Genomic DNA, 26,953 nt, shown 5'->3' with positions numbered 1-26,953 from the left:
AGTAAAGCAGGTGAAAAAACGATATGAGCATTGGTAAGATCAAAAAAGTAGCCGGCCCGCTGGTCATCGCCGAGGGAATGCGCGACGCCAACATGTTTGACGTTGTGCGCGTCAGCGAGCAGCGCCTCATCGGCGAGATCATCGAGATTCACGGCGACGAGGCTTCGGTACAGGTCTACGAGGAAACCTCGGGGCTCGGCCCGGGCGAGCCTGTGGAGTCGACTGGCGTCCCAATGAGCGTGGAGCTTGGGCCGGGACTGATTTCCAACATTTACGACGGTATCCAGCGTCCGTTGGAGGAAATCCGCGCAAAAATCGGCAACAGCCTTGCGCGCGGCGTTGAGGTTCCTTCGCTCGACCGCGATAAAAAATGGGCCTTCACTCCCACAGTTAAGGCGGGCGACGAGGTGTCTGCCGGCGACGTCCTCGGCACGGTTCAGGAGACGCAGGTTGTCCTGCACAAAATTATGGTTCCCAACGGCGTCATCGGAACTGTCAAATCGATCAGCGCTGGTGATTTCACCGTCACTGATACCGTTGCCGTAATCGAAACGGCCAACGGCGCTGAGCAGAACGTCTCGTTGATGCAGCGTTGGCCTGTCCGCGTCGGCCGTCCCTATCAGAGCAAGCTCTCCCCCGACATGCCGCTCGTCACCGGCCAGCGTGTTGTCGACACGCTGTTCCCGATCGCCAAAGGCGGCGTGGCGGCCGTTCCCGGCCCGTTCGGTTCCGGCAAAACCGTCATCCAGCACCAGCTTGCCAAATGGGCCGAAGCCGACATCGTCGTATACATCGGCTGTGGCGAGCGCGGCAACGAGATGACGGACGTTCTCAACGAATTTCCGGAACTGAAGGACCCGAAAACAGGCCGTTCCTTGATGGAACGCACGGTACTGATCGCAAACACCTCCGACATGCCGGTTGCGGCGCGCGAGGCTTCCATCTACACGGGCATCACCATCGCGGAATACTTCCGCGATATGGGGTATTCCGTCGCGCTGATGGCCGATTCGACATCCCGTTGGGCTGAGGCTCTGCGCGAAATGTCCGGCCGTCTTGAGGAAATGCCTGGTGAAGAAGGATACCCCGCCTATTTGGGCAGCCGTCTGGCACAGTTTTATGAGCGCGCCGGCCGCGTGATCACGCTCGGCAAAGAGGGGCGCGAGGGTTCGCTTTCCGCGATCGGCGCCGTGTCGCCGCCCGGTGGCGATATCTCCGAGCCTGTTTCACAGGCGACGCTGCGCATCGTCAAGGTGTTCTGGAGCCTCGATTCGCAGTTGGCCTATCAGCGCCATTTCCCCGCGATCAACTGGCTGACGAGCTATTCGCTCTACACTGATACCACATCGAAGTGGTTTAACACAAACGTCAACGAGGACTGGTCCTCCATGCGCCAGCGTCTGATGCTGCTGCTTCAGGAGGAGGCTGAACTTGATGAAATCGTCAAACTGGTTGGTATTGACGCCCTTTCCGCTCCCGACCGCCTCAAGCTGGAGGCAGCGCGCTCCATCCGTGAGGACTTTCTGCATCAGAACTCGTTCCATGATGTCGACACCTATACGCCTCTTGAAAAGCAGTTCTTAATGATGAAGCTGGTTCTCAGCTTCTACGACGCCTCCCTCGAGGCGCTCAACAAGGGTGTTCCTGTCGACGACCTTGTTAAAATGGCTGTGCGCGAGCGTATAGGCCGCTTCAAATATGTGACCGCCGACAAAGTAAACGACGAATGCGCCGCTGTTTTGCAGGCGCTCGCCGATGAAATCGCCGCGTTGGCCAACAGGAAGGAGGAGTTCTGATGCCCAAGGAATATCGTACCATTCAGGAGGTTGCCGGCCCGCTGATGCTCGTGCGCGACGTGGAAGGCGTCACCTATGACGAGCTTGGCGAAATCGAGCTTGCCTCCGGTGAAAAGCGCCGCTGCCGTGTGCTTGAAATCGACGGCGGCAACGCTCTGGTTCAGCTCTTTGAAAGCTCGACGGGCATCAACCTGTCGAATTCCCGCGTGCGCTTTCTCGGACGCAGCATGGAGCTTGGCGTATCAGAGGATATGCTTTCGCGCGTGTTTGACGGACTTGGCCGTCCCATTGACGGCGGCCCGGAGATCCTGCCGGAAAAGCGGCTCAATATCAATGGCTTGCCGATGAACCCGGCCGCGCGCAACTATCCGCAGGAATTTATTCAGACAGGTGTTTCAGCCATCGACGGCCTGAATACGCTTGTGCGCGGCCAGAAGCTGCCGATTTTCTCAGCGTCCGGCCTTCCGCACGCCAATCTCGCTGCACAGATCGCGCGTCAGGCGAAGGTGCGCGGCACCGACGAGCCCTTTGCCGTTGTATTCGCCGCGATGGGTATCACATTTGAGGAAGCGAACTTCTTTACCGACAGTTTCCGTGAAACAGGCGCGCTCGATCGCTCCATCATGTTTATCAACCTTGCTAACGACCCCGCTGTTGAGCGTATCGCAACGCCGAAAATGGCGCTGACGGCCGCCGAATATCTGGCGTTTGAGAAAAACATGCACGTGCTTGTCATTCTCACCGACATCACCAACTATGCCGATGCGCTGCGTGAAATTTCCGCCGCGCGCAAGGAGGTCCCAGGCCGCCGTGGCTATCCGGGTTATATGTACACCGACCTGGCCTCGCTGTATGAGCGCGCGGGGCGTCAAAAGGGCAAAAACGGTTCGATTACGCTGATCCCGATTCTGACCATGCCGGAAGACGACAAAACGCATCCGATCCCCGACCTCACCGGCTATATCACCGAGGGACAGATCATCCTCTCGCGCGAGCTGTACCGCAAGGGCATTGCGCCGCCGATCGACGTGCTTCCGTCGTTGTCGCGACTGAAGGATAAGGGCATCGGAACCGGCAAAACACGCGCCGACCACGCTAATACGATGAACCAGCTCTTTGCCGCTTATTCGCGCGGAAAAGACGCTAAAGAATTGATGGTCATTCTTGGCGAAGCCGCTCTGACCGACATCGACAAGCTCTATGCCAAGTTTGCGGACGCGTTCGAGCAGGAGTATGTTTCACAGGGCTACGACGCCAACCGCGATATTGAGGAAACGCTTGATATCGGCTGGAAGCTGCTGCGCATCCTGCCGCGCAGCGAGTTAAAGCGTATCGACGACAAGTTCCTTGACGAGTATTACGGAAAGCAGGGGTGATGCGCTTTGGCAAAGACGCAGGTCAACCCGACGCGCATGGAGCTTACCCGGCTCAAAAAGAAGCTCGTCACCGCTGTGCGCGGCCATAAGCTGCTCAAGGATAAGCGTGATGAACTGATGCGTCAGTTTCTCGATCTCGTGCGCGAGAACAAGGCGCTGCGTGAAAAAGTGGAATCCGGAATCGCTGCCGCGAACAAAAATTTTGTTCTGGCACGTGCCGGTATGACGGACGAAACGCTCAATGTCGCAATGATGGCGCCGATGCAGGAAGTCTATCTTGAGGCGTCCGAACGCAACGTTATGAGCGTTGAGATTCCCATATTTGAGTATAAAACACGCACTGCCGACGCAAACAACATCTATTCCTACGGATTCGCGTTTACTTCCGCCGATCTCGATGGCGCGATCAAATCACTCTCAGATGTGCTGCCTGATCTACTGCGTCTGGCGGAGGTCGAAAAATCATGCCAGCTCATGGCTGCTGAGATTGAAAAGACCCGCCGGCGTGTCAACGCGCTTGAGCATGTCATGATTCCTGAATTGCGGGAGAACATCAAGTACATCACCATGAAGCTTGATGAAAATGAGCGCAGTACACAGATCCGTCTAATGAAGGTCAAGGATATGATGTTGGAGGAAGCGCATCATTACAAGGAGCGCCAAAGCGGTCCGACCGCTTGTACCCCGCCCAATTAAGGTCAAAACCGCCGCTCTGTAAAATAGAGCGGCGGTTTTTTTGCGAAAAAACGCTTGACAAATCGGTTTCTTCTGTTATAATACTTATAATATAATAATAATTATCATTTTTATTCTTTGTGAGGAACCCTATGAATTATTCCAGGCAACGGGAGCTTATCCACCGGATCGTTCTGGAGAACCCTATCCATCCCACGGCTGATGAGGTTTATGCGCTCGCACGCGCACAGGAGACAACTATCAGCTTGGGAACGGTTTACCGGAATTTGAATCTGCTTGCGCAGACTGGCGTGATTAAGAAGATCGGGCTATCCGGCACGCCGGATCGTTTTGACGGTCGTATAGACGCACATTCACATTTGCTCTGTGAAAAATGCGGACGTATCTATGATGTCAATCTGCTTTCTCTTGGCGCGCTCGAGGAGGAATTGCGTTCCCTACCCGATATCACTGTAAATGGCATCTTGCTCACTCTGACAGGAATCTGTCAGATGTGTGCAGAAAAATCCTGATTGTTTGTAAGATTGAAAGGAGACCATGACATGAAAGAGCTTAAAGGAACTAAGACAGCCGCCAACCTTGCCGCCGCGTTTGCAGGTGAATCCCAAGCACGCAATAAGTACACGTTCTATGCCTCCAAGGCGAAAAAAGAAGGCTTTGTCCAGATTGCAAACCTCTTTTTGGAGACGGCAGCCAATGAAAAGGAACATGCTGAAATCTGGTTCAAGCTGCTGAATGATGGTATTCCCGATACGGCCGCCTGCCTCAAAGATGCAGCCGCCGGTGAAAATTATGAATGGACCGATATGTATGCGAAATTTGCCGCTGAGGCCCGCGAAGAAGGTTTTGACAAGATCGCTTACCTCTTTGAGGAAGTCGGCAAGATCGAAAAAGAACATGAGGAGCGCTACCTGGCTCTCTTGAAAAATGTTGACACTGAACAGGTCTTTAAGAAAACTGGCGTCGTGATTTGGCAGTGTTCCAACTGCGGTCATATTCATGTTAGCGAGTCTGCTCCGCTTGTCTGCCCTGTCTGCACACATCCACAGGCGTATTTCCAGCTTCAGGCCAAAAATTATTAATTTGTTTCCAAGCACATCTTACGGTTATACCGGAGTCCCCGCGATTTGCAGTGGGGACTCCGTTTTTTTCGCAGTTTACCTGCCGCGCTATGACTTTTGCAGAATTGAATAAGTTCTTTCATTGCGCCTTTAGCATTTCCCCAAGATGATCAAGGAATGTCCTTCTTACAATTGCTATTTTTTACAAATCAGTGTATACTGTTAACATACAAATTTGCTCAGGGCATCCATTGTCCGGGCTTCGCCGAAAAGGCATGAGGGGGATATCGCCTATGAATTGGGTCAATGAATCCGTTTTTTATCATATTTATCCGCTTGGGTTTTGCGGCGCACCGCAGCAAAACAGCGGTGGAGAGCCGCAAAACCGTATTGCGAAAATCATAGAGTGGCTTCCGCATCTCTTAAAGCTGAATATTAATGCCGTCTATCTCGGCCCGGTCTTTGAATCGAGCGAGCATGGATACGATACAATTGATTATTATACGCTTGACCGGCGGCTTGGAAGCAACGCAGATTTTAAAAAGATCTGCGAGACGCTTCATAAACATGGAATCCGCATTGTGCTTGATGGCGTCTTTAACCATGTCGGCCGTTCCTTCTGGGCCTTTGAAGATGTGCGTAAAAATGGACAAGCATCCAGATATTGCGGATGGTTTCATAATCTCAACTTCGGCGGCGGCAGCCCAATGGGCGATCCTTTTTGGTACGAAGGCTGGCAAGGACATTTCAATCTTGTAAAGCTGAATCTGCAAAATCCTGAGGTCGTCGACCATCTGCTTGGCGCGGTCGGCATGTGGATGGATGAATTTGGAATCGACGGTCTGCGGCTTGACGCGGCTGACTGTGTTGATCCAGCTTTTTTCCGTCGCCTTCGCACCTTCTGTCGTGAAAAACGTCCTGACTTTTGGCTGATGGGAGAAATTATCCATGGTGATTATAACCGTTGGGCCAATCCCGATATGCTTGATTCTGTCACCAACTATGAGTGTGAGAAGGGGCTTTATTCTTCGCACAATGACAAAAACTATTTTGAAATTGCCTATTCCCTGAACCGTCAGTTTGGGAACGGCGGCATCTATAAAAATCTGTGCCTTTATAATTTTGTCGATAATCACGATATCAATCGTCTCGCTACCATGCTGCGAAACCGTGCCCATCTCTGCAATACCTATACACTGCTCTATACAATGCCTGGCGTACCATCTGTTTATTATGGCAGCGAATGGGGCATTACAGGCGCTAAACAGGGCGGTTCTGACGCACCGCTGCGCCCTTGCCTGGAGCTTGGACAAATTGTCGAAGCAGACGAACCTCTTTGCACCCATATCGCACGTTTGGGAATGATCCGGCGCAGCCTGCCTGCTCTCCAGTACGGAGCATATGAACAGAGGCTTGTCAAAAACGAACAATTTGTCTTTGAACGCGCTTATGATGGCCAGTATGTCTATACTGCGCTCAATCTTTCCGATCATTCGGAATATGTTGAATTTCATGTGCGCACCGCGCCGCTTACGGATCTGTTCACCGGAACAGTCTTTGAAACGAATGACGGCAATCTCAAGCTGGAGCTACCCGCCTTTGGCGCGCGTATCCTTGTTTCACCGGAGGACTGCGCGCGGCTGGCCGGCGCGGCGCATGCCGCGCCGGGAACGCCTGAACCGGCTGTGCCGGTCCAGGCGCCGGACGCGCCCACGGCGCGTCCGGACCAGCCGCGCGCCTTCCGTCCTGGGCGATACCGCCATTTTAAGGGTAATGAATATGAGGCCATCGGTTTAGCGCGCCACAGCGAAACACTTGAACAGCTTGTCGTCTATCGGGCCTTATATGGCGAGGGTGATCTATGGGTGCGCCCGCTCGACATGTTCATGGAGGAAATCGAACGAGACGGAAAACGTGTCGAACGCTTTACGTATATTGGAGAATAAAAAAACGCCCCAGCGAAGGCTGGGGCGTTTGCTTTATACTTTTTTAATCATACGTAATCCGTGCTGTTACAGCCTTGACAAGAGGCAGCAGATCACGAGGCGAGGCTTCAATCTGGCAGCCGATCCGGCCGCCGCTGACAATCACAGCCGGCAAATTGAGGACGGCCGCATCGAATACTGTTGGATACAGCTTCTTCATTCCAATTGGTGAGCAGCCGCCCCGGATATATCCGGTCGCTTTATTGATATCCGCAACGGGAATCATTGCAACTGACTTCTCGCCGACAGCCCGCGCCGCTTTTTTCAGGTCAAGCTCCCGGTCAACCGGAATCACAAACACAAAATAACCGCCGCCCGCGCCTTTGGTGACAAGCGTTTTATAGACGGCGTTGATATCCTGCCCAAGCTTTGCCGCAACGCTGACGCCATCAATTTTTCCGTCTGCATGATCGTATGTGTGAATCTGATATGGGATTTTTGCACGATCCAACATACGCATTGCATTCGTTTTTACCTCCGCCATTCATTTTCCCTCCATTGCAAAACCGTCCGGCTGTAACACCTTGACAGCCGGACGGTATCTGTTTTTACATGCCGAGATATGCCCGCCGAACCTTATCATCCTCCAGCATATCCTTCGCCTGACCATCCATAACGACATGCCCTGTCTCCAGCACATATGCGCGGTCTGCGATGGACAGCGCCATTTTGGCATTCTGTTCAACAAGCAAAATGGTCATGCCGCTGCGGTTCAGCTCCTGGATAATCTCAAAGATCTCGCCCACCAGAAGCGGAGATAAGCCCATCGACGGTTCATCCATCAGCATGATCTTTGGCCGAGACATCATCGCGCGTCCAATAGCGAGCATCTGCTGCTCGCCGCCTGACAGCGTGCCACCCGCCTGCTTATATCGTTCCCGCAAGCGTGGGAAGTGCTTATATACATTTTCTATGTCCGTTGAAATCTGCGCCTTGTCACGGATGGTAAAGGCGCCCATCTCAAGGTTTTCCTCAACCGTCATCGATGCGAAAATACGCCGTCCCTCCGGAACATGCGCCATCCCAAGGCCGACAATCTTTGACGGCTCGGTTGTCAGAAGGTTGTGCCCTTCAAGCTCGACAGAACCGGACGACGCCTTCTTCAGACCTGTGATTGTGTGCAGCGTCGTCGTTTTACCCGCGCCGTTTGCACCGATCAGCGAGACGATTTCGCCCGCATTGACCTCTAGGCTCACATCATGGATCGCATGGATGGCGCCATACGACACATTCAAATCTTTGACGATCAGCATTGGCTCCCCTCCTACTTTCCAAGATATGCGCCGATCACCTTTGGATCGCGCGCAACTTCCTGCGGCGTACCTGCGGCAATAATCTGGCCGTAGTCGATCACGACCAAACGCTCACAGATCTTCATAACAAGGCTCATATCATGCTCGATCAACAGGATGGATACATGAAATCGCTCACGGATGATGGAGATCGCCTCCATCAATTCCGCCGTTTCAGTCGGGTTCATGCCAGCGGCTGGTTCGTCAAGCAAAAGCACCTTTGGATTGGTTGCAAGCGCACGTGCAATTTCAAGCTTACGCTGCTGTCCATACGGAAGATTGGCCGCTATATGATCGGCAAGCCCTTCCATATGAAATACGGACAACAGCTCGTGCGCCTTGCGATCGATCTCCTCCTCCTCTTTCCAAACAAGCGGCGTGCGCAGAATGCTTTGGAGGACGGAATATTTCATATGCAGATTGAATGCGACGCGCACGTTGTCGATTACCGTCATCTTCTTAAACAGACGGATATTCTGGAAGGTGCGCGCAATACCTGCCTTTACCATCTGATGCGGTTTTTTACCTGCCATCAGATTCCCTTCAAGATAAACGGCGCCCTCGGTCGGCTGATAAACGCCCGTCAGCATATTGAACACGGTTGTCTTGCCCGCGCCATTTGGTCCAATCAAGCCGACAAGCTCATTTTCACGGATTTCCAGATCAAATCCTTCGACCGCCTTGAGTCCGCCGAAGGAGATGCCGAGATGATCGGCCTTCAAAACAGGATTGCTCATTTACCGCTCCCCCTTTCAGCCGCCGCTTTCTTTCGCTTAATCTGCGGATGGCGCAGCCAGCGCAGAAATGCAGACATGGAGAATTCACGCGTACCAAGCAGGCCGGAGGGTTTAAAAATCATGACAATAATCAATGCTACGGAATAGATCAGCATCCGGTATTCGGAGAAGCCGCGCAGCGCCTCGGGCAATACAGTCAAGCCGACGGCTGCGATGATTGAGCCGGTCAGCGAGCCGAGTCCGCCGAGCACAACGATGACCAGAATATCGATGGAGCGCATGAAATTGAATGTTTTGGCGCCGAGCACCTGCATCTGCTGCGCATAGACAGCGCCCGCCACCCCGGCAAAAAATGCTGAAATCGTAAACGCAAGCACCTTGTAATACGTATTCGGGATGCCTGACGCCTCCGAAGCGATATCATCCTCACGGATCGCAATGATCGCACGGCCATGACGGGAACGTCCAAATGCAAACAGCACGGCGATGGTCAGGGCGGTCACCCAGTAGACTGTGTTGAAGTTGGAGAGCTTCGGGATACCGGAAAGCCCCTGCGCACCACCGGTAAACTTGACGTTTTCAATAATAACGCGGATGATTTCGCCGAAACCGAGCGTGATAATCGCCAGATAATCGCCCTTGAGGCGAAGCGCCGGGATGCCGACGATCAGACCGAAAACAGCGGCGACGATGCCAGCGACGACAAGCGACGCCAGAAACGTCCCGAAACCGGCCGCCGTCGGCGCGCCGTTTTCAACGAGCTTTGCCGCCTCGGCGATCTTCATGGAAAAGAGCGCGGCCGCATAAGCGCCGACTGACATGAACCCCGCGTGGCCAAGCGCGATCTGGCCAAGCACACCGGTGGTCAGGTTGAGCGAGGTCGCCAGGATGATGTTGATCATAATCAGCATGATCACGCCCGCCCAATAGGTGTTGATCACACCCGCCTTCATCAATGCAGTCAGTACGATGAACAGCAGGACGACACAAACAAGGTTGACGAGATAGGAAAAATAAGTTTTGCCGCGTTTTGAAGCCATGCCATTCACCTACACTTTCTCACCGACATTTTTGCCCAGGATGCCCGTCGGCTTGACGAGCAGCACGACAATCAGAATACCAAACACGACGGCGTCCGCCAAATAGGAGGAGATATACGCCTTTGTCAGGCTCTCGACAAGGCCGATCACAAAACCGCCGAGCATCGCGCCCGGGATGATGCCGATGCCGCCGAGCACCGCCGCGATAAACGCCTTGAGGCCGAGCATGGAACCCATATAAGGGTTGACCAGCGGATAAGCGGAGCAATACATAACGGCCGCCACAGCCGCCAGGCCGGAACCGATTGCAAACGTCATGGAAATCGTCACGTTGCTGTTGCAGCCCATGAGCATTGCGGCGCCAGCGTCCTCGGAGACAGCGCGCATCGCTTTGCCCATACGCGTTTTCTTGACAAAGAGCTGCAACCCGATCATACAGACAATCGACAACGCGATTGTAATGATCGTAACGGCGTTTGTCTGGATTTTGCCGATGCTGATCGGATTGGCGCTGATGATCGCCGGGAACGGCTTTGAGGCGGAGGAAAACAGGATCATGAACAGGTTTTCCAAAAACAGGCTGACCGCGATGGCCGTAATCAGAACCGACAGCGACGGCGAACCGCGCAGCGGCTTATAGGCGATGCGCTCGGTCGCCATACCGAGAAGCGAACAGCCAATGACCGACATTACAATGACCAATACAATGACAAGTATCGCAGGCAGTCCTGCACCAAGCAGCATTGGCACCGAAAACAGCGCCAGATAAGCCCCCACCATAATAAAATCGCCATGCGCGAAATTAATCAGCTTCACAATGCCGTAAACCATTGTGTAACCAAGAGCGACGAGGGCGTAGATGCTGCCTACCTGTAATCCGTTGATCAACTGGTTGATAAAAACAAACAGGCCGTCCATTTCGCATCTCACCTTTCTTTCTGATCCGGCATATGCCGGAAACCCATTCAGCGGCCCCAGTTGTTAAAAAACCGGCCGCCCTTTTGTTATATGAAAATCGCAATGGGGCAGGACCTATCGCCCTGCCCCTGATTGCATCGTTTATGAACGCCTTACGCGGCAGCGGAAGAAGCTGCCTCGGAGGACGCGGCGGCTTCAGAAGCAGCAGCCGCAGAGGACGCGGACTCAGAGGCTACAGGCGCAGAATCCTCAGCACCGTCAGCCGTCATCATCGTGTCGAGAACCGTCGCGCCGTTTTCAAGGCGCAGCACCGCGACGCTCTTGATCGGGTCGCCATTCTCATCGAAAGTCATATGGCCCGTCACGCCTGTGTAATCCGTAGCGCGCAGAGCTTCCAGCACAGCGGCCTTATCCGTGGAGCCGGCCTTTTCCATCGCGGCCTTCATGATGTAGACCGAATCGTAACCCAGCGCTGAGAAAGCGGTCGGGTCCTCGCTGTAGAGGGAACGATAGCCGTTGACGAAATTGGCAACCTGCTCGTTTGTATCGCCAATGAAGTAATGGCAGGAGAAGTAGCAGTTATCTACGACAGAAGCATTCTCACCCAGGGAAGTCAAAACGCCGTCCCAGCCGTCGCCGCCGAGCATCTGGCCTGTAAAGCCAATCTGACGGGCCTGATTTGTGATCAGCGCCACCTTCTCATAATAATCCGGGAACATGATCACGTCGGGACCAGCTGCGTTGATCTTGGTCAGCTGCGTCTTAAAGTCGGTATCATCCGCGCCGTAACGCTCATCGCCGACAACCTCAAGCCCCAGCTCCTGCGCCTTGGCTACGAATGACTTGGCAATACCGTCGGAGTAATCGTCGGAGGAGTTGGCCATGACAGCGACCTTTTTCGCGCCAAGCTTTTCAGCCGCAAACTGTGCCATAATCTGGCCCTGGAACGGGTCCAGGAAACAGGTGCGGAAAATGTTGTCCCCATTCTGAGTGATCGACGGCGCGGTACCGGTCGGGGTGAGCATCGGCGTGCCGTCGCCGGCCGCAATTTTCGCTACAGCATCGCACGGCTTCGAGGTAACATCGCCGATCAAAAATACCATTCCGTCGCTGATCAGCTTGTTGTAGCCGTTGACGGCATCCTGAACCTCGCCCTTTTCATCCTCGGTCAAAAGTTCAATCTGGCGGCCCATAACGCCGCCATTGGCATTGATCTCGTCGACTGCCATTTTAATGCCGTTAACAGTTGTAATTCCGTATACTGAAACAGAACCGGTCAGCGGTGCAAGGGATCCAACCTTGATGGTTTCGCCGGCATCCGCAGATCCGGAAGCGGCATTGCTCGTGGTTCCGCTTGTAGTCCCGGAACCGCCGCAGCCGACAAAACCCGCGGCCAGAGCGGCCGCCAGCGTTACTGCCAAAAGCTTTTTCATTTTATGTTCCTCCTAAATATCAGCCCGGGAGCCTCAAAACCGGCTCCCATTGCTTTAAAGTAGCACATTCATGTGTTAAAAAGTATATTGCAAAAATCCTGTAAAATCCATAGACTTTTTCGCCAATCATCATCCGACAAAAACGTTTCGTTTTAGGATTATTCATAAATTTTTTGTATTTTTTCAATATTTTGACCTAATAGATAAAAATTTAACGTTATTTTTATACGTTTCAACATTGACACGGGCATCTTACACAAGTATTTTCACCTGATTTTTATTTTTTTCCGCTTGGTGAAAACAATCGTCGCTCAATCAAAGCCGGCATTGGCAAAGGCGTTTTTTTGTGGTACACTTTGGCCATCCTTTGTTATCATGCCCCAAACCGCATATATTCCGGATGAATTTGATTGTTGATATACGGAGGTTTTCAATATGAAACGTTTTGCCGCTTGTCTGCTCTGCTCCGTTCTGCTTTTTCTTTCCGCCTGCTCATCGTCCAGCGGTCCGGTTGTAATTTCCGATCCCGCCGCGCCGCCGTCCTCCGAATCCCACAATGCCGCACCGCAGGATAACAAGCCCACGTCCTCCGGCAAGCTCACAGGCGCGCATGCGGCGCGTCTGCTGTCAACGATGACCGATGAGCAAAAGGTTGGCCAGCTTTTTTTGGTATCCATTCCCGGTGATGCGCTCGATGAACAAACCACCGCATTCCTCAATGAAACGAAAATTGGAAATATCATTTTATTTTCAAACAACACGCCCTCCGCTGTTCAAACCTCTGAATTGACCGCGGCGCTCCAAGGCTGTGTTTCGCAAAATACCGGCGTTCCCGCCATCATTGCAATCGATCAGGAAGGCGGGGAGATTTCGCGTATAATTGGCAATGCCTATGGGTATGCCCCCGACGAAAACGAGATCAAATATGGTGAAATCCCCCTTGGCGCAGGTATTGAGACGTTTCTCTATCCATGTGCGATGGCCATTGCCGCCTCCGGCGGCGCGCCGACCGCCAGGGAACCTGTCCCAGAATTCAACGCGGTGCGCACAGCAGGGCTTTATATGGGCCAGGAACTGCGCGCAGCCGGCATTAACTGCAACCTCGCCCCTGTCGCCGATGTCAACAGCAATCCCGTCAACCCGGTGATTGGTACGCGCTCCTATGGCGACGACGCCGAGCGGGTCGCGGCTGATGCCGTCGCCTTCGCCACCGGTTTACAGGAGGCGGGCATTCTCGCGGTTGCCAAGCATTATCCAGGCCACGGAGACACCTCTATTGATTCTCACCACGGCCTGCCCTCTGTCAACAAAACATTGGATGAGCTGCACTCGCAGGAGCTTATTCCGTTTAACGCTGTGCAAAATGCGGATATTGGGGCTGTCATGGCTGCGCACATCGTTTTCCCACAGATTGACAGCGCCGGCCTGCCAGCCACACTTTCAAAACCTGTCCTGACCGGTGTTCTCCGTGAGGATGGCTTTGACGGTCTGATTTTCACCGATTCCATGCGTATGGGCGCGATCATACAGAACTTTGGATTTGGCGAGGCGTGCGTGATGGCAATCAACGCCGGAGCCGATCTTATTACGACCGGCGCAGGCGGCGATAACATACAGGGGTTGGCGCTTCAACGCGCTGCTTACGATGCAGTGCTTGCCGCCGTTAAAAGCGGCTCGATATCCCGGGAAACGCTTGACGATCGTGTTGGACGCATCCTATTATATAAGGAACGCTTTGGTATTTTAGACGGACAAGCCGCACCTCAAAGCGGCTACTATCCGTCTCTGCATGCCGCTTTTGCTCGGACAGTCAGCGAAAAAAGCATAACGCTTATCCGCGATACGCGTGGCCTGATACCATTAAAGCCCGCGGAAGGGGAGCGTGTACTTGCAATCTCGGCGGCGCGCGCCTTCCCTGGGGAGGCGGAGCAGGAGAACGGAGCGTTCGCCCTTCAGGCTGCGCGGCGCTTTAACGGTACTGAAATACTTGTAGACGCCTCGCCCACCTCCGAACAGATTGGAATATGCGCCGCGCAGGCTGCTAAGAGCCGCTATGTAATCATAGCCTGCCGCGATGCGATATTTGATCCATCGCAACAGGCGCTTGTCAACGCCGTCTGTGCGGCCAATTCCAGCACGATCGTCGTGTGTATGGGGCTGCCTTATGATGCCAACCTGTTCCCGCAGGCGGGCGCGATCCTCTGCGCGTGGGAATCAACGCCGCTTTCTATCGCATCCTCGGTTCGCGTGCTCTCCGGCGAGATCGAGGCGCGGGGCGTTTCGCCTGTATCGCTCGGTTGAATCTGTTTGCATAATGGTTTTAATAAAGCTGCATGTTATGCGCATTAAGATCTTTCTTTGGATTTTACATTTTCTCTGTCCCAGCTTTTCAACAGGGATTGACATATCCGTATACTTACTATAGAATAATACTATTAAGCATATCGCAGACTTCAAAAAACCGTCCAGCTTTTGGCCTGCTTTATGCAGGATATATTTTCACATCCTGCAATCAGGCTAAACCCATCATTTATTGATCACAGGAGGTACACACAATGAAATCCATAAAAAAGCTTCTTGCCCTGACGTTTGCTTGCGTGGTGGCCGCTTCGTTCGCCGCCTGCGGCAGTCCCGCCCCAAAGGAAACCGCTTCTTCCGGCACTGCATCCTCTGCCGGCCCGGACGCCGGTAAGACCTATCTGATCGCGACCGACACAACCTTTGCTCCCTTCGAGTTTCAGAATGAAAGCGGCGAATTTGTCGGTATCGACATGGATCTTCTCGCGGCGATCGCCAAGGATCAGGGATTTTCCTATGAAATTCAGGTGCTCGGCTTCGACGCTGCTGTCCAGTCGCTCCAGGCCGGGCAGTCCGACGCGGTGATCGCCGGTATGAGCATCACGCCGGAGCGTCGGGACACATTCGATTTTTCCGAACCGTATTTTGATTCCGGCGTTGTCATGGGTATCAAGGCCGATAACGAGGAAATCAAGAGCTATGAGGATCTGCGCGGTAAAAACGTCGCTGTCAAAACCGGTACGGAGGGTTCCGCTTTCGCTGAATCCATCAAGGCGGAATACGGCTTTACCACCACATATTTCAAAGATTCGTCCAATATGTACGAGGATGTGATCTCCGGCAACTCCGCCGCCTGCTTTGAGGATTACCCGGTTCTTGGTTACGCCGTTTCGCAGAATGTCGGGCTAAAGATCGTCACGGAGAAGGAACAAGGTTCGTCCTATGGCTTCGCGGTTAATAAAGGACAAAACACCGAGCTGCTTGATATGTTCAACAAGGGCCTTGCCAATCTCAAGGGAAACGGCAAATATCAGGAAATCCTCGACACCTATATTCAGGAGTAACAGCTTGACGGGTATTTTACGCAGCGGGTCGGAGCTTGTCCCGCTGCGTATTCCGGTTTTCCGCGGTATGCGGCCGTATATCCCATGCATCTTTTGGATTTGTCACAAGAAAGGACGGTTGCTTTGAGCTACTTCGAGCTGCTATCACAATCATTTCCACAACTACTGGTAGGTTTGCTGCAAGGTACGGTCAAAGTGACCGTTATTTCCCTGATCTTTGCCACTGTCCTGGGCTTGATCTCCTGCCTGTTTCAAATTTCACACAGCCGTGTGCTGAAATTTATTTCTCAGGCGTATATCGATATCATGCGCGGCGTTCCGGTCATGGTTCTTGCGTTCTTTATCTATTTCGGCGTGACACGCGCGCTCAACGTCCGTATGAGTGCGGAAATCGCTGGTATCCTGACGCTTTCATTAAACGCCGGCGCATATCTGTCTGAAATCTTCCGCAGCGGCATCCAGGCTGTCAACATCGGCCAGATGGAGGCCGCCCGCAGCCTGGGGCTGCCCTATGGCCGCGCGATGCGCAAGGTGATTCTTCCCCAAGCGGTGCGGATTGTCATTCCCTCGATGGTCAACCAGTTTATCATAACGCTCAAGGACACGTCGATCCTTTATGCGATTGGTATGCCGGAGCTGACACAAGCTGGCAGTCTGATCATTGCGCGCAATTTCCGTTCGTTCGAAATCTGGGCCACGGTAGCGGCGATGTATTTCATCATCATTTTCCTGTTGTCCCGATTGTCCAGAATGATCGAGAGGAGGCTGTCGAATGGCAAAGGTAAGGGTTGACAACCTGCATAAAAGCTTTGGCAAACTTGAGGTGCTGCGCGGCATCAATCTGGAGGTGCGCGAGGGCGAGGTCGTTTGTCTGATTGGTCCCTCCGGATCTGGAAAAAGCACCTTTCTGCGCTGTCTGAATTTTCTTGAGATGCCCACCTCCGGCGAGGTTGAGGTTGATGGCTACATTCTGACCGACGGAAAGGCCGATTTAAACAAAATCCGTGAAAATATCGGCATGGTGTTCCAACAGTTCAATCTGTTCCCGCATCTGAATGTTCTCGACAACATCATCATGGCCCCGCTCGACCGCAAGAAGCTTGATAAAGCGGCCGCCGAACAGAAGGCGCGCACCCTGCTTGAACGTGTCGGCCTGGCGGACAAGGAATCTGTTTATCCGGCGCAGCTTTCCGGCGGCCAGCAGCAGCGTGTGGCCATTGCCCGCGCGCTTGCCATGGACCCGGATATCATGCTGTTTGACGAACCGACTTCCGCGCTTGATCCCGAGATGGTCGGCGAGGTGCTCGCAGTTATGCGGCAATTGGCCGATGGCGGTATGACCATGGTCGTTGTCACGCATGAGATGGGATTTGCCCGCGAGGTGGCCGACCGCGTGATCTTTATGGATGAAGGCGTAATTGTTGAACAAGGCGATCCAACCGATATCTTCACCAATCCGCGTGAAAAGCGTACGATCGATTTTCTCAATAAAGTTCTGTAAATCCAATAAAAGGAAGGCGCCGCCCGATAGGCGGCGCCTTCCTTTTATTCTGCGTTTTCCCGGACCTCCACGCTCTCTCCAAAAAATGCAGGCCCGGCCCTATATTTACAGCGCATACGGCAGCAGGCGTGCCTGCGCCGGATACGCATAGTCGTTGAGGCGCCCTTCGTAGATCAGCCGCGCGCCCTTTAAACGCATAAAATCATGTGGCCGCACCAATGAAAAATCATGCTCAAAGCTGTATGCGCCGCTTTGCTCCAGCACATACGCCACGAACTGTGAACAAACGAAATGCCGGTCCCGTTCAATGGGGATATTGACAAGCATCGCAAGCAGTCCCGCGAAGTTATAGCGATAACGCCATTCATTCTGTTCAAACTGACGGATCAACTGCCGCGCCTGTTCATAGACGCGCTGTTCCACAGGCAGCCGATAAATAACGCATCGCGTATCTGAATAGCGGCAATAGACGCCATGTCCTGGTTCTTCCCGGACAAATCCGGCTGCAAGCGGGAAAAATAGACATTGGCGCCCAAAGCTGTACAGGCGTTTCAGCTCCGGTTCCAAGCCGATTGAAACATGGTTATACGGTTCCCGGTTGACTGCGCGCAAAAGGCGCGAAAAATATGTGCCCGTCTGGCTGACTACAATGTACAGATCCATAAAATCCACCCGATTTCTGCTCAGTGTGTTTTGTTTATCAAACGAGTGAATGCGACAGAAAACTTCAAATCCATATTGAAAAAGGATGGAAAGGCCAATGGGCCTTTCCATCCTTTTTCAATATGTCCGTTGTTTTACACCGCTACGACTGCGGCCTGACGGCGCGTTACGCCCATCAGCAGATCCACACATGCTGTCAGAGAAAATACGAAGTCAACGCCATATGACGGCGTCGTCTCCATGTACCGGTCATGCAGCTCATTGATCTGCTCATACAAAGCGGCGCTGTGGTCCACCTCCGCCGTGTTTGAGATCAAGTCGACTGCATGCAGCATACTGCGGCGTCTGTAACCATAGAACTGCATACAAATTTCATATTTCAAATGGCCGATCTTACTTCCGTCAAAGCTTTCAGAATGCGCATAGCAGAAAAAGTCTGACATGAAGTGGCACAGGATACCCAACTGTTTACTGTATTCAGAAAGCGTCATGGTGTCCCCTTCCCGGGCCAGGCGTTCCGCACGCTCCATCACAAGGTCATAAATGTCCTTTTTGAAGTGGGAAAGCTTCAACAGGCTCGGCGCGACATCGGGCAGAACATTCCAACTTACAAAGCTTGCCTTGTCAAGCTCCACACCAAGCTGCTCGGTGAAATAAGTGTAAAGATACCTGCCCATTGTTATGTGTGAAAATAAGTTCATTGGAAACACCGCTTTCATCATATTCAAGGCCAATCAAGGCGATCCTTGTCCTGGTAACGGCCGGCTGCTGCCGAAATATGGCAGTCCGGCGCGCAGCGTCTGTAAAAAAGGTTTTTTACCATGCTTATAGAAAATCCGGATGGATATTGCAAGCGTCCATATATAAAGCAGCAGATTCACCCATGATAGGATGATTACGATGAGGTCGTAATGTGCGATCCAGGCAAGGCTTTTATCTGCGGTGAACATTTCCTCAATGACAAAAAAGTGATTTAAAAAGGTCATCACAGTGAGCGCCGCAAAGCCTGTAAACAGCTTTCTGCTTTTATGGCAGAAGCATGCGGCCAATGCCATTGCGAGCACCGGAATTTGATAACGTTCATGCATCCGGGCCGAAAACAGAAAGACCGTTTGCATAAAGACAAAGCCAAGCAGCCACAGGCTGCGGGTCGTCGCGGTAAAAAAGAGATAAACCAAAAGCGCGCACGCCAGAACACTGGCAATTACGGAAATCAACCCCGCGGTCACACCGCCTATCAATTCTGTATCAATGCTCTGATAATTCAAGCCGAGCGCCCCATAAAGATTAAACGCGTTGAGCGAGGTGCCGGCATACTTTTCAAATCCGCCAAAATAGATGCGCGCCGGCAGTGCAAACCCTGAACGCGCCATAAACGGAAGAAATACAGCCGCGGCTGTTCCCAAACCGGCGGCAATGGTTTGCAGGCTCTTGCGCGGCGGGTAAGCAGTGAGTAACACCAAGGCGTAAACCGGCGCGAAATAAAGGGACTGGAACTTCATCAGGCACGCGAGCGTCATCACGACGCCGGACCATACGGCCCGCCTTTGCTCCAGGAGCGCAAAAGCCACGACTACCAGAAAAATCATAATCGCGTCTGTCTGACCCCAATATGCGCTGTTTAGCAGCGCGGTTGGGTTCACCGCCCAGAGTGCGGCGCCTGCGATTGAGGCCAAAACACCCCACCGGCGCAGAACCGTATAGAAAAGCGGGACACAAGCGGTATCAAACAAGAGCTGCCAGCCCTTGAGAGCCAGCATCCTGTAGGGTTCAAAGATTGTAAACACATCCACCGAAAGCAGCTTTCCCGTCAAAAACAGGGGGAACAAAAACAGCGGAGGATAATCGAGCGACTCAATATTATTGTAAGCGCCGTAAAAGTCCCGCGTAACACCTGTCGACCAATCGACATAAAAACTCAGGTCATAATAGTGTACGGACGTATAGGCGACCATCAATCGCAAAATCAGCGCGAATAGGGTGAGCGTACCAATCAGTAAATGCGTATCTTTTTTTGACAGGCGCAGCCCGCCAGTGTTTATAGGTTGTTTCATGTTCACATCCATGCTTTCGTCTTCATTTTATCACAACCTTTTTTAAAAATCTGTTGGGGGTTGTGATAATTATGTAAACATGCAAATTTTCCGTACAAATCAACGATTTTTTTAATCAAATTTACAAAAAACTATATAATATTTATAATCATCTGAACGATTTGCCCTTGCAGACTGGAAATCGCCGCTTTCGGTCAAATGCACCGCAAACGCTTCGGCGCTTTGCCAATCGCCAGTACACCCAATGGACAGCGTCTTTTGCGCCCAGTCGTAAGAAAAAGTCTCCAAGGTTACGCCTGTGTCCTGCGCGGCTTGTGACAATGTGGAAAATCTGGTCAGCTGCTTTCTCATTGGGATTTCCAAATTCCCGGCCGCATCGGCAAACGAATCGATATATTTCATAAACAGGGCGGATCGCTCCGGATCGGTCAACAGGCGTGTGAGCGATCCATCCGGCTGTACGGAAGCTAATCGCACGAGCTGGCTGTTCATCAGCTCCTTGTGCAGCCCCGCTGCGCGCCAAGCCAGCAAAACGCCTGCGGCGACCACAGCCAGGAGCGCACAGAGTGCGGCGGCGGCCCGTTTTTGACCGCTGCCGCCGCCGAGCAGCCGCGCCGTCTTATATGCAAGCTTTTGCTTATCAAGCATCCTGACGCTCCCTCAACGCTACATATTCCTCCAGGCAGAGGCCCTGCGACATGATCTCCTTCGCCGCCTCCGCACCGACATAGCGATAGTGCCATGGCTCAAAATCAATGCCGGTGATTTCCGTTTTGTCCTCTGGATAGCGCAGAACAAAGCCGTATGACGCCGCATTTTCCAAAAGCCACCTTGCGGCCGCCGTACCGGCATATCCTGCATCCAGACGCTGATAGGACGGCGTCACGATATCAGCCGCAAGCCCCGTCTCATGCTCGCTTGTGCCCGGTACTGCAATCAGCCGCGCCGTCGCCATAACAGCCTGATCCTCGCTGTAGCCCATTGTCATATAGCTGTTCACGCTGTTTTGAAAATTGACCTCCTGCCGCGCACGTGTACGATACGCCGAACAAAGCAGCAGCTCCACCCCTTGCGTGCGGGCATCCGAGATCATTTGGCGCATTGGCCCGGCAGCGCGCCTATCCATCTGATAGTCGCCCTGTACCTTTTCAAGCTCAAGCGACGCATAATCCTCAGGCATGGGATGCTGTGCGTTTACAAGAATCAGCAGATTGTCTCCCCCCTGCGCAGGGATATCCTCCCCTTCATGGGCATCCGGATCAATGCTTTGCACTGGTACGGATTCCGGATTGGAAATCTTTTCCTCAGTCTGTACGGCGGTCTCCTTCTCCTGCTCCGCCCCGGGCTGCCGTGCCGCAGCGATCAATACAAGCGGAACCATACTCATCAGAAAAATCATACAAAGCGTTGTAATCGCTGCCGCAAGACGGCTGCCGCCCGAACGCTTTCTCCTTCGACTCATACGATGCCAACATCCTTCCAAAATATTTGATTGGGACGTATATGATCAAAACTCCCCCGCAGCATACAGAACCGCTGCAAGCGCCGCAACCGGTGCTGTTTCACAGCGCAGGATGCGGCTGCCGAGCGACAGAGCCGCCAGCCCGTTTTCAACGGCGAACGCCGCCTCCGATGGCTCAAAGCCGCCTTCGCTGCCTACCATCAACGAAATCCGGCCGCCGATGCCCGGCCTAAGCGCCTGGTGCAGCGGCCGGTCTGCGTTCTCATAAAAAAGGATTGCCAAAGGTTCGCATTTCATACGTTCGACCGCCTGAGAAAAATGGAGCATCGGCTCCACCTGCGGAATGCGGCCGCGGCCGCACTGCTTGGCGGCCTCCAACGCGATACGGTTGTAGCGTTCAAGCTTTTTGCGCATCGCCTTTTCGTCCGGGCGCGACACGCACCGGTGCGTCAGCACCGGCACAATGCGCGCAGCGCCAAGCTCGACGGCCTTTTGCACGATCGATTCAAATTTATCGCCTTTTGGCATCGCCTGATACAAGGTGATCTCCACACACGGTTCCCCGGCTGACGGCGCAGACTCCTCAACACGCAAAAACACCTGCTCCGGGGAAATCGTTTCGATCCGGCACTGATAGTCACGCCCTGCTCCGTCGCACACTGTCACCGCCTCACCGGTTTTCATGCGAAGCGAAAGCGCCATATGGCGCGCGTCCTCACCGGTTACGACCGCTGTATCACCGCAGACCTGCCCGCAAAAAAAGCGCGGCATACGCATCCCCCTCAAGCCCGGCGCGCCAAAAGCGCGACCCATCCGCCGGATTCGCACCGCTTTTCAATGCGATATCCGGCCGCTTCCAATGCTGACGTTACATCCTGTTCGCGCGCATCGATGATCCCGGAGGCGATAAACGCGCCCCCCGCTGCCAGAAAACGCCCAAGGTCAGGGATCAGGCGGATAATCACATCGGCGACAATATTGGCCGTCACAACCGGAAATACCCCCTCGACCTTCGCGGCCAGATCGCCCGCAAAAAAACGCGCTCTGTCCCCGACGCCGTTGGCGTCAGCATTTTCACGCGCAACACGCACCGCCACCTCGTCGATATCTACCCCGACAGCCGACCGCGCGCCGAACAGCAGCGCGGCAATCGCCAGGATACCGCTTCCAGTCCCGACATCGAGCAGATCTGCGCCGGGCGTAACAGCCTCCTCAAGAAGCTGTATGCACAAACGCGTCGTCTCATGCGTGCCGGTTCCGAAAGCCATGCCGGGATCCATGGTCAGAACAGTTTCTCCCGGCGCGGGGGCGTAGCTTTCCCACGACGGGCAGATCACAAGCCGCTCGCCGATTTTCGTCGGGAAGTAGTATTTTTTCCAGGCGGTGGCCCAGTCCTCCTCGTCGACAAGATCTGTTTGGGCCGTGTATGCGATCCCGGCCGCATCGAAACGTTCGCGCAGAAACGAAACAGCCTCCGCCGGATTTTCATCAGGGGATATATACAAATGGAGGACCGCGTGCGTGCGGTCGCGTTCCAGCAGTTCCTGTTCGATCAGATCAACATGCGCAATCTGCGGGGCCAGCTCCTCGATATCGCTGTAGTCCTCAATATAAAAGCCATATGGCACAACCAGCCCGGCAATCGCGCCGGCTGTATCCACATCCTGCGTGCGCACCCGAATCCTGATTTCACTGTACTGCATAAACCGTCCTCCCTGCTCTCTGTCCACAGCCGAACACGCTGTACTTTATAGTATACAACAAAACCGCCCTGTTTCAAAGAGCGGTTTTGTAAACAATTTAAATTGAAGAATATTCCATTTTTATTTCATAGCGTCCCGCAGCTTTTCAAAAAAGCTTTTTCGCTTCTCATAATTTTTTTCGCTGGAAAGCTCCTCGAACTTTTTAAGCGCATCCTTCTGCTTTGCATTCAGATTGCGCGGGACCTCGATATTGACCTTTACATACTGGTCGCCACGGCCGCGGCCGTTGACGTACGGGATGCCCTTGTTGCGCAGGCGGAACACCGTCCCGGACTGCGTGCCCTCGGGTACCGTATACTTCACCTTGCCGTCAATCGTGGGCACGACGATCTCGTCGCCGAGCACAGCCTGCGAGAATGTAATCGGGATATCGCACCACACGTCAAAGCCGTCGCGCTCGAACAGCGTGTCGGGACGCAGCGTAACCATGATATTCACATCGCCGGCCGGTCCGCCGTTGACGCCCTGATCGCCCTGTCCGCGCAGCACAAAGGTCTGTCCGTCGTCGATGCCGGCCGGGACGGAAACCTCAAGCGTGCGTGTTTTGCGCACACGGCCCATTCCACGGCAGTCGGGACACGGCTCCTTGATGATCTTGCCCTTACCCGAACATTTCGGACAGGTGCGCGAAGTCTGGATCACGCCGATCGGCGTGCGCTGCTGAACCTTGACCTGGCCTGTGCCTCCGCAGTCGGGACATGTTTCGGGCGTGGTGCCGCTTTTAGAACCGCTGCCGCTGCATGTCTCGCACTTTTCCAGGCGCTGCACCTGTATCTGACGTTTACAGCCCTTGGCCGCCTCCATGAAGGACAACCCGATTGTTACATTGACATCGTTGCCGCGGATCGGCGCGTTGGGATTGCGCGTGCGCGTGCTGCCTCCAAACCCGCCGAAACCACCGCCAAAAAAGCTTTCAAAAATATCCCCCACGTCAAAGCCGCCGAAACCGCCGCCAAAACCTCCCGCGCCGCCTGCGCCCGCGCCATAGGACGGGTCTACGCCCGCATGGCCGAACTGATCGTACCGCTGCCGCTTCGTGGAGTCGCTGAGGACCTCATACGCCTCATTGACCTCCTTGAATTTCGCCTCGGCCGTCTTGTCTCCGGGATTCATATCGGGGTGGTACTTTTTCGCCAGCTTGCGGTATGCTTTTTTCAAATCGTCCGCGGATGCATCCTTCGCGACGCCAAGCACTTCATAGTAATCCCGCTTATCAGCCAATTTCCTCACCTCTGTTGACACTGCAAGCCGCCTGTAAACAAACTGTCGGATTCATTTTCAAGCGGCTCTAAGCAAAGGCGGGCGTGTACGCGCCCGCCTGCATACCTTGCCTATTTTATTACTTTTTATCGTCCTCGTCAACCTCGCGGAAATCAGCGTCGACATACCCGTCGCCGCCGGCGCCGCCGTTGTCCTGCGGGGCGGCCTGGCCGTCCGGCGCGGATTGCTGCGCCTGCTGGTACATCTTGGCGGACATATCGTAAAAGTCCTTCTGAAGCGCCTCCTGTTTTTCCTTGATGGCCGCGGTGTCCGTCCCCTTGAGAGCCTCCTTGAGCGCGTCAATCTTGGTCTGGACGGCCGCTTTCTCATCAGAAGAGACCTTGTCTCCCAGATCTGTCAGCGTTTTTTCGCACTGATAGACCATCTGGTCGGCGCCGTTGCGCACATCGATCTCCTCGCGGCGCTTTTTGTCCTCCTCAGCGAACGCCTCCGCATCCTTGACGGCGCGGTCGATATCCTCCTTGGACATATTTGTCGAAGCGGTGATCGTGACGTTCTGCTCCTTGCCGGTGCCGAGGTCCTTGGCCGTCACATGGACAATGCCGTTGGCGTCGATATCAAAGGTGACTTCGATCTGCGGAACGCCGCGCGGAGCCGCCGGAATACCGTCAAGGCGGAACATTCCAAGCGTCTTGTTGTCGCGCGCCATCTCACGCTCGCCCTGGAGCACATGGATCTCAACCGAGGTCTGCCCGTCGGCGGCCGTTGAGAAGATCTGGCTCTTTTTCGTTGGAATCGTCGTATTGCGCTCGATGATCTTCGTGCAGACGCCGCCGAGCGTTTCAAGGCCAAGAGAAAGCGGGGTAACGTCGAGCAGAAGCAGGCCCTTGACATCGCCGCCGAGCACGCCGCCCTGAATAGCCGCGCCGACCGCCACACACTCGTCCGGGTTGATGCCCTTGAACGGATCCTTGCCGCAGAACGCCTTGACAGCCTCCTGAACGGCCGGGATACGCGTGGAGCCGCCGACCAGCAGCACCTTGTCGATCTCGGAAACCTTCAGCCCCGAATCAGCCATCGCCTTGCGCACAGGTTCCATCGTGCGCTCGACGAGGTCGGCTGTCATCTCGTTGAATTTTGCGCGTGTCAGCGTCACATCCAGATGCTTTGGACCAGTCGCGTCAGCGGTGATGAACGGCAGATTAATGTTGGCCGTCGTCACGCCGGAAAGCTCGATTTTCGCCTTTTCGGCAGCCTCTTTCAAACGCTGCATAGCCATCTTGTCGCCGCGCAGGTCAATGCCGCTTTCGCTTTTGAAGGTGTCCGCGAGATAATTGATGATGCGCTCATCGAAGTCGTCGCCGCCCAGACGCGTGTCGCCGTTTGTTGCAAGGACGTCCTGTACGCCGTCGCCCATCTCAATGATTGAAACGTCGAACGTACCGCCGCCCAGGTCGTAGACCATAACCTTCTGGTCGTTCTCCTTGTCGATGCCGTAGGCCAGCGCGGCCGCCGTCGGTTCGTTGATAATGCGCTTGACATCAAGCCCCGCGATGCGCCCGGCGTCCTTTGTCGCCTGGCGCTGCGCGTCGGAGAAGTACGCCGGCACGGTGATGACGGCCTCCGTAACCTTCTCACCGAGATACGCCTCCGCGTCGCTGCGCAGCTTTTGCAGAATCATCGCTGAGATTTCCTGCGGCGTATAGCTCTTGTCATCGATCGCTACCTTATAATTGGAGCCCATGTGGCGCTTGATCGAAGCGATCGTGCGGTCCGGGTTCGTGATTGCCTGACGTTTGGCCACCTGGCCGACCATGCGCTCGCCCGTCTTGGAAAACGCGACGACCGACGGCGTCGTGCGGGAGCCTTCCGCGTTCGCGATTACAACAGGCTCGCCCGCCTCCATAACTGCCACGCAGCTATTTGTTGTACCAAGGTCAATACCAATAATTTTTCCCATAAAAGAAGCCCTCCAAATATTGAAAAATAAAATGTAACAAAATTTATATCCGCGGCAACACAGCCCGCCCTGATTAATTGGCTACCTTCACCATTGCGTGCCGGATGATCCGCTCGCCCAAACGGTATCCCTTCTGGAACACCTCGACGATCGAGCCGGCCCCAGCCTCCTCGTCCTCAACATGCATCACAGCGTTGTGCACCTCCGGATCGAATGCATCGCCCGGCGCGCCGAACGCCTCGACGCCCATCTTTGCAAGGATGTCGTTGAAATTCTGCAAAATCATCTCGACGCCCTTTTTATACTCATCGTCGGTGCACGGCGCCGCTAGCGCCCGCTCAATCGTATCGGCGACCGGTATGAACTGCGCGACAGCCGCGGCAGTCGCCTGCGGGTAAATGGATTCCTTTTCACGCTGGCTGCGCTTGCGGAAGTTATCGTACTCCGCCATGGTGCGCAGCAGACGGTCGTTCAGATCGGCCACCTGAGCCTGGAGCTGCGCCTCGCCATCCTGCGCGGCCTGTTCCTGCACAGGATCGCTTTCGGGCGCGTCCTGCGCCTGCGGCTCCTGTTCCATCTGATCGTTCTGGTCGTTCGTGGTGGTATCCGGCATTCTGATCACTACCTATCTGT

The 26,953-nt window shown here is 54.1% G+C and carries 26 protein-coding genes; 10 read left to right on the top strand and 16 right to left on the bottom strand.

Annotated elements, in window-relative coordinates:
- Positions 1-23 precede the first annotated feature (23 nt).
- The 6 genes from FMM72_RS12285 (at position 24) to FMM72_RS12260 (ending at position 6,875) form a co-directional block, all read left to right on the top strand.
- A complete protein-coding gene (locus FMM72_RS12285) occupies positions 24-1,796 on the top strand; it encodes a V-type ATP synthase subunit A (RefSeq protein ID WP_160209029.1) in 1,773 nt (590 codons plus the stop codon).
- A complete protein-coding gene (locus FMM72_RS12280; protein WP_160209028.1) occupies positions 1,796-3,172 on the top strand; it encodes a V-type ATP synthase subunit B in 1,377 nt (458 codons plus the stop codon). Before FMM72_RS12285 ends, FMM72_RS12280 begins: the two co-directional genes overlap by 1 nt.
- 6 nt (positions 3,173-3,178) lie before the next feature.
- Positions 3,179-3,868 carry a V-type ATP synthase subunit D gene (locus FMM72_RS12275; protein ID WP_162221599.1) on the top strand — a complete coding sequence of 230 codons (690 nt, stop codon included), beginning with the start codon at positions 3,179-3,181 and terminating at the stop codon, positions 3,866-3,868.
- Between the two features lie 131 nt (positions 3,869-3,999).
- Positions 4,000-4,380, top strand: a complete 381-nt coding sequence (locus FMM72_RS12270) for a Fur family transcriptional regulator (RefSeq protein WP_160209026.1) — start codon at positions 4,000-4,002, stop codon at positions 4,378-4,380.
- Between the two features lie 30 nt (positions 4,381-4,410).
- Positions 4,411-4,950 (top strand): rubrerythrin, encoded by a 540-nt coding sequence (rbr, locus tag FMM72_RS12265; protein ID WP_162221598.1) that lies wholly within the window; start codon positions 4,411-4,413, stop codon positions 4,948-4,950.
- A 272-nt stretch (positions 4,951-5,222) separates the two neighbouring features.
- A complete protein-coding gene (locus FMM72_RS12260) occupies positions 5,223-6,875 on the top strand; it encodes a DUF1653 domain-containing protein (protein ID WP_162221597.1) in 1,653 nt (550 codons plus the stop codon).
- 43 nt (positions 6,876-6,918) lie between these two features.
- Here FMM72_RS12260 and ybaK read toward each other — a convergent pair whose 3' ends face one another.
- From ybaK to FMM72_RS12230, 6 genes are all read right to left on the bottom strand, one after another.
- A complete protein-coding gene (gene ybaK, locus FMM72_RS12255; RefSeq protein WP_162221596.1) occupies positions 6,919-7,398 on the bottom strand; it encodes a Cys-tRNA(Pro) deacylase in 480 nt (159 codons plus the stop codon).
- Positions 7,399-7,462: 64 nt separating this feature from the next.
- A complete protein-coding gene (locus tag FMM72_RS12250; RefSeq protein ID WP_162221595.1) occupies positions 7,463-8,167 on the bottom strand; it encodes an ABC transporter ATP-binding protein in 705 nt (234 codons plus the stop codon).
- Positions 8,168-8,178: 11 nt separating this feature from the next.
- The gene (locus tag FMM72_RS12245) at positions 8,179-8,943 is read right to left on the bottom strand and encodes an ABC transporter ATP-binding protein (RefSeq protein ID WP_160209021.1); all 765 of its coding nucleotides are present in this window, start codon (positions 8,941-8,943) and stop codon (positions 8,179-8,181) included.
- Positions 8,940-9,983, bottom strand: coding sequence for a branched-chain amino acid ABC transporter permease (locus tag FMM72_RS12240; RefSeq protein ID WP_160209020.1), 1,044 nt, complete (start codon positions 9,981-9,983; stop codon positions 8,940-8,942). The genes FMM72_RS12245 and FMM72_RS12240 overlap by 4 nt, the downstream gene beginning before the upstream one ends.
- A 9-nt stretch (positions 9,984-9,992) precedes the next feature.
- On the bottom strand, positions 9,993-10,901 hold the full coding sequence (locus FMM72_RS12235) for a branched-chain amino acid ABC transporter permease (RefSeq protein ID WP_160209019.1): 909 nt from the start codon (positions 10,899-10,901) through the stop codon (positions 9,993-9,995).
- A gap of 152 nt (positions 10,902-11,053) precedes the next feature.
- A complete protein-coding gene (locus FMM72_RS12230) occupies positions 11,054-12,334 on the bottom strand; it encodes an ABC transporter substrate-binding protein (RefSeq protein WP_162221594.1) in 1,281 nt (426 codons plus the stop codon).
- A 435-nt stretch (positions 12,335-12,769) separates the two neighbouring features.
- On the opposite strand from FMM72_RS12230, the gene FMM72_RS12225 reads away from it, so the two are divergent.
- The 4 genes from FMM72_RS12225 to FMM72_RS12210 all read left to right on the top strand — a co-directional run bounded on the left by FMM72_RS12225 (position 12,770) and on the right by FMM72_RS12210 (position 17,197).
- Positions 12,770-14,635 carry a glycoside hydrolase family 3 protein gene (locus FMM72_RS12225; RefSeq protein ID WP_162221593.1) on the top strand — a complete coding sequence of 622 codons (1,866 nt, stop codon included), beginning with the start codon at positions 12,770-12,772 and terminating at the stop codon, positions 14,633-14,635.
- 254 nt (positions 14,636-14,889) lie between these two features.
- A complete protein-coding gene (locus tag FMM72_RS12220; RefSeq protein ID WP_160209016.1) occupies positions 14,890-15,696 on the top strand; it encodes a transporter substrate-binding domain-containing protein in 807 nt (268 codons plus the stop codon).
- A gap of 123 nt (positions 15,697-15,819) precedes the next feature.
- Positions 15,820-16,488: an amino acid ABC transporter permease gene (locus FMM72_RS12215; protein ID WP_160209015.1), complete on the top strand. Its 669-nt coding sequence runs from the start codon at positions 15,820-15,822 to the stop codon at positions 16,486-16,488.
- The gene (locus FMM72_RS12210) at positions 16,469-17,197 is read left to right on the top strand and encodes an amino acid ABC transporter ATP-binding protein (protein WP_160209014.1); all 729 of its coding nucleotides are present in this window, start codon (positions 16,469-16,471) and stop codon (positions 17,195-17,197) included. The genes FMM72_RS12215 and FMM72_RS12210 overlap by 20 nt, the downstream gene beginning before the upstream one ends.
- 105 nt (positions 17,198-17,302) lie before the next feature.
- Here the strand turns inward: FMM72_RS12210 and FMM72_RS12205 are convergent, their stop codons facing one another.
- The 10 genes from FMM72_RS12205 to grpE all read right to left on the bottom strand — a co-directional run bounded on the left by FMM72_RS12205 (position 17,303) and on the right by grpE (position 26,933).
- Positions 17,303-17,860: a hypothetical protein gene (locus FMM72_RS12205; protein WP_160209013.1), complete on the bottom strand. Its 558-nt coding sequence runs from the start codon at positions 17,858-17,860 to the stop codon at positions 17,303-17,305.
- Positions 17,861-17,994: 134 nt separating this feature from the next.
- Positions 17,995-18,561, bottom strand: coding sequence for a zinc dependent phospholipase C family protein (locus FMM72_RS12200; protein ID WP_160209012.1), 567 nt, complete (start codon positions 18,559-18,561; stop codon positions 17,995-17,997).
- A 33-nt stretch (positions 18,562-18,594) separates the two neighbouring features.
- Positions 18,595-19,914, bottom strand: a complete 1,320-nt coding sequence (locus FMM72_RS12195) for a glycosyltransferase 87 family protein (protein WP_162221592.1) — start codon at positions 19,912-19,914, stop codon at positions 18,595-18,597.
- A gap of 111 nt (positions 19,915-20,025) precedes the next feature.
- Positions 20,026-20,562, bottom strand: coding sequence for a hypothetical protein (locus tag FMM72_RS12190; protein WP_162221591.1), 537 nt, complete (start codon positions 20,560-20,562; stop codon positions 20,026-20,028).
- Positions 20,555-21,376, bottom strand: coding sequence for a M15 family metallopeptidase (locus FMM72_RS12185; protein WP_162221590.1), 822 nt, complete (start codon positions 21,374-21,376; stop codon positions 20,555-20,557). Before FMM72_RS12185 ends, FMM72_RS12190 begins: the two co-directional genes overlap by 8 nt.
- Positions 21,377-21,421: 45 nt before the next feature.
- Positions 21,422-22,147 (bottom strand): 16S rRNA (uracil(1498)-N(3))-methyltransferase, encoded by a 726-nt coding sequence (locus tag FMM72_RS12180; RefSeq protein ID WP_160209008.1) that lies wholly within the window; start codon positions 22,145-22,147, stop codon positions 21,422-21,424.
- An 11-nt stretch (positions 22,148-22,158) separates the two neighbouring features.
- Positions 22,159-23,079 carry a 50S ribosomal protein L11 methyltransferase gene (prmA, locus tag FMM72_RS12175; RefSeq protein WP_160209007.1) on the bottom strand — a complete coding sequence of 307 codons (921 nt, stop codon included), beginning with the start codon at positions 23,077-23,079 and terminating at the stop codon, positions 22,159-22,161.
- Positions 23,080-23,199: 120 nt separating this feature from the next.
- Positions 23,200-24,360: a molecular chaperone DnaJ gene (dnaJ, locus tag FMM72_RS12170; RefSeq protein WP_160209054.1), complete on the bottom strand. Its 1,161-nt coding sequence runs from the start codon at positions 24,358-24,360 to the stop codon at positions 23,200-23,202.
- A gap of 118 nt (positions 24,361-24,478) precedes the next feature.
- The gene (gene dnaK, locus FMM72_RS12165; RefSeq protein WP_160209006.1) at positions 24,479-26,320 is read right to left on the bottom strand and encodes a molecular chaperone DnaK; all 1,842 of its coding nucleotides are present in this window, start codon (positions 26,318-26,320) and stop codon (positions 24,479-24,481) included.
- A 73-nt stretch (positions 26,321-26,393) separates the two neighbouring features.
- The gene (gene grpE / locus FMM72_RS12160) at positions 26,394-26,933 is read right to left on the bottom strand and encodes a nucleotide exchange factor GrpE (RefSeq protein WP_162221589.1); all 540 of its coding nucleotides are present in this window, start codon (positions 26,931-26,933) and stop codon (positions 26,394-26,396) included.
- Between the last annotated feature and the right edge of the window lie 20 nt (positions 26,934-26,953).

This window comes from Anaerotruncus colihominis (assembly GCF_010206195.1).
In the GTDB taxonomy this organism is placed as follows: domain Bacteria; phylum Bacillota; class Clostridia; order Oscillospirales; family Ruminococcaceae; genus Anaerotruncus; species Anaerotruncus colihominis_A.
This window is presented reverse-complemented; position numbering and strand designations above follow the sequence as displayed.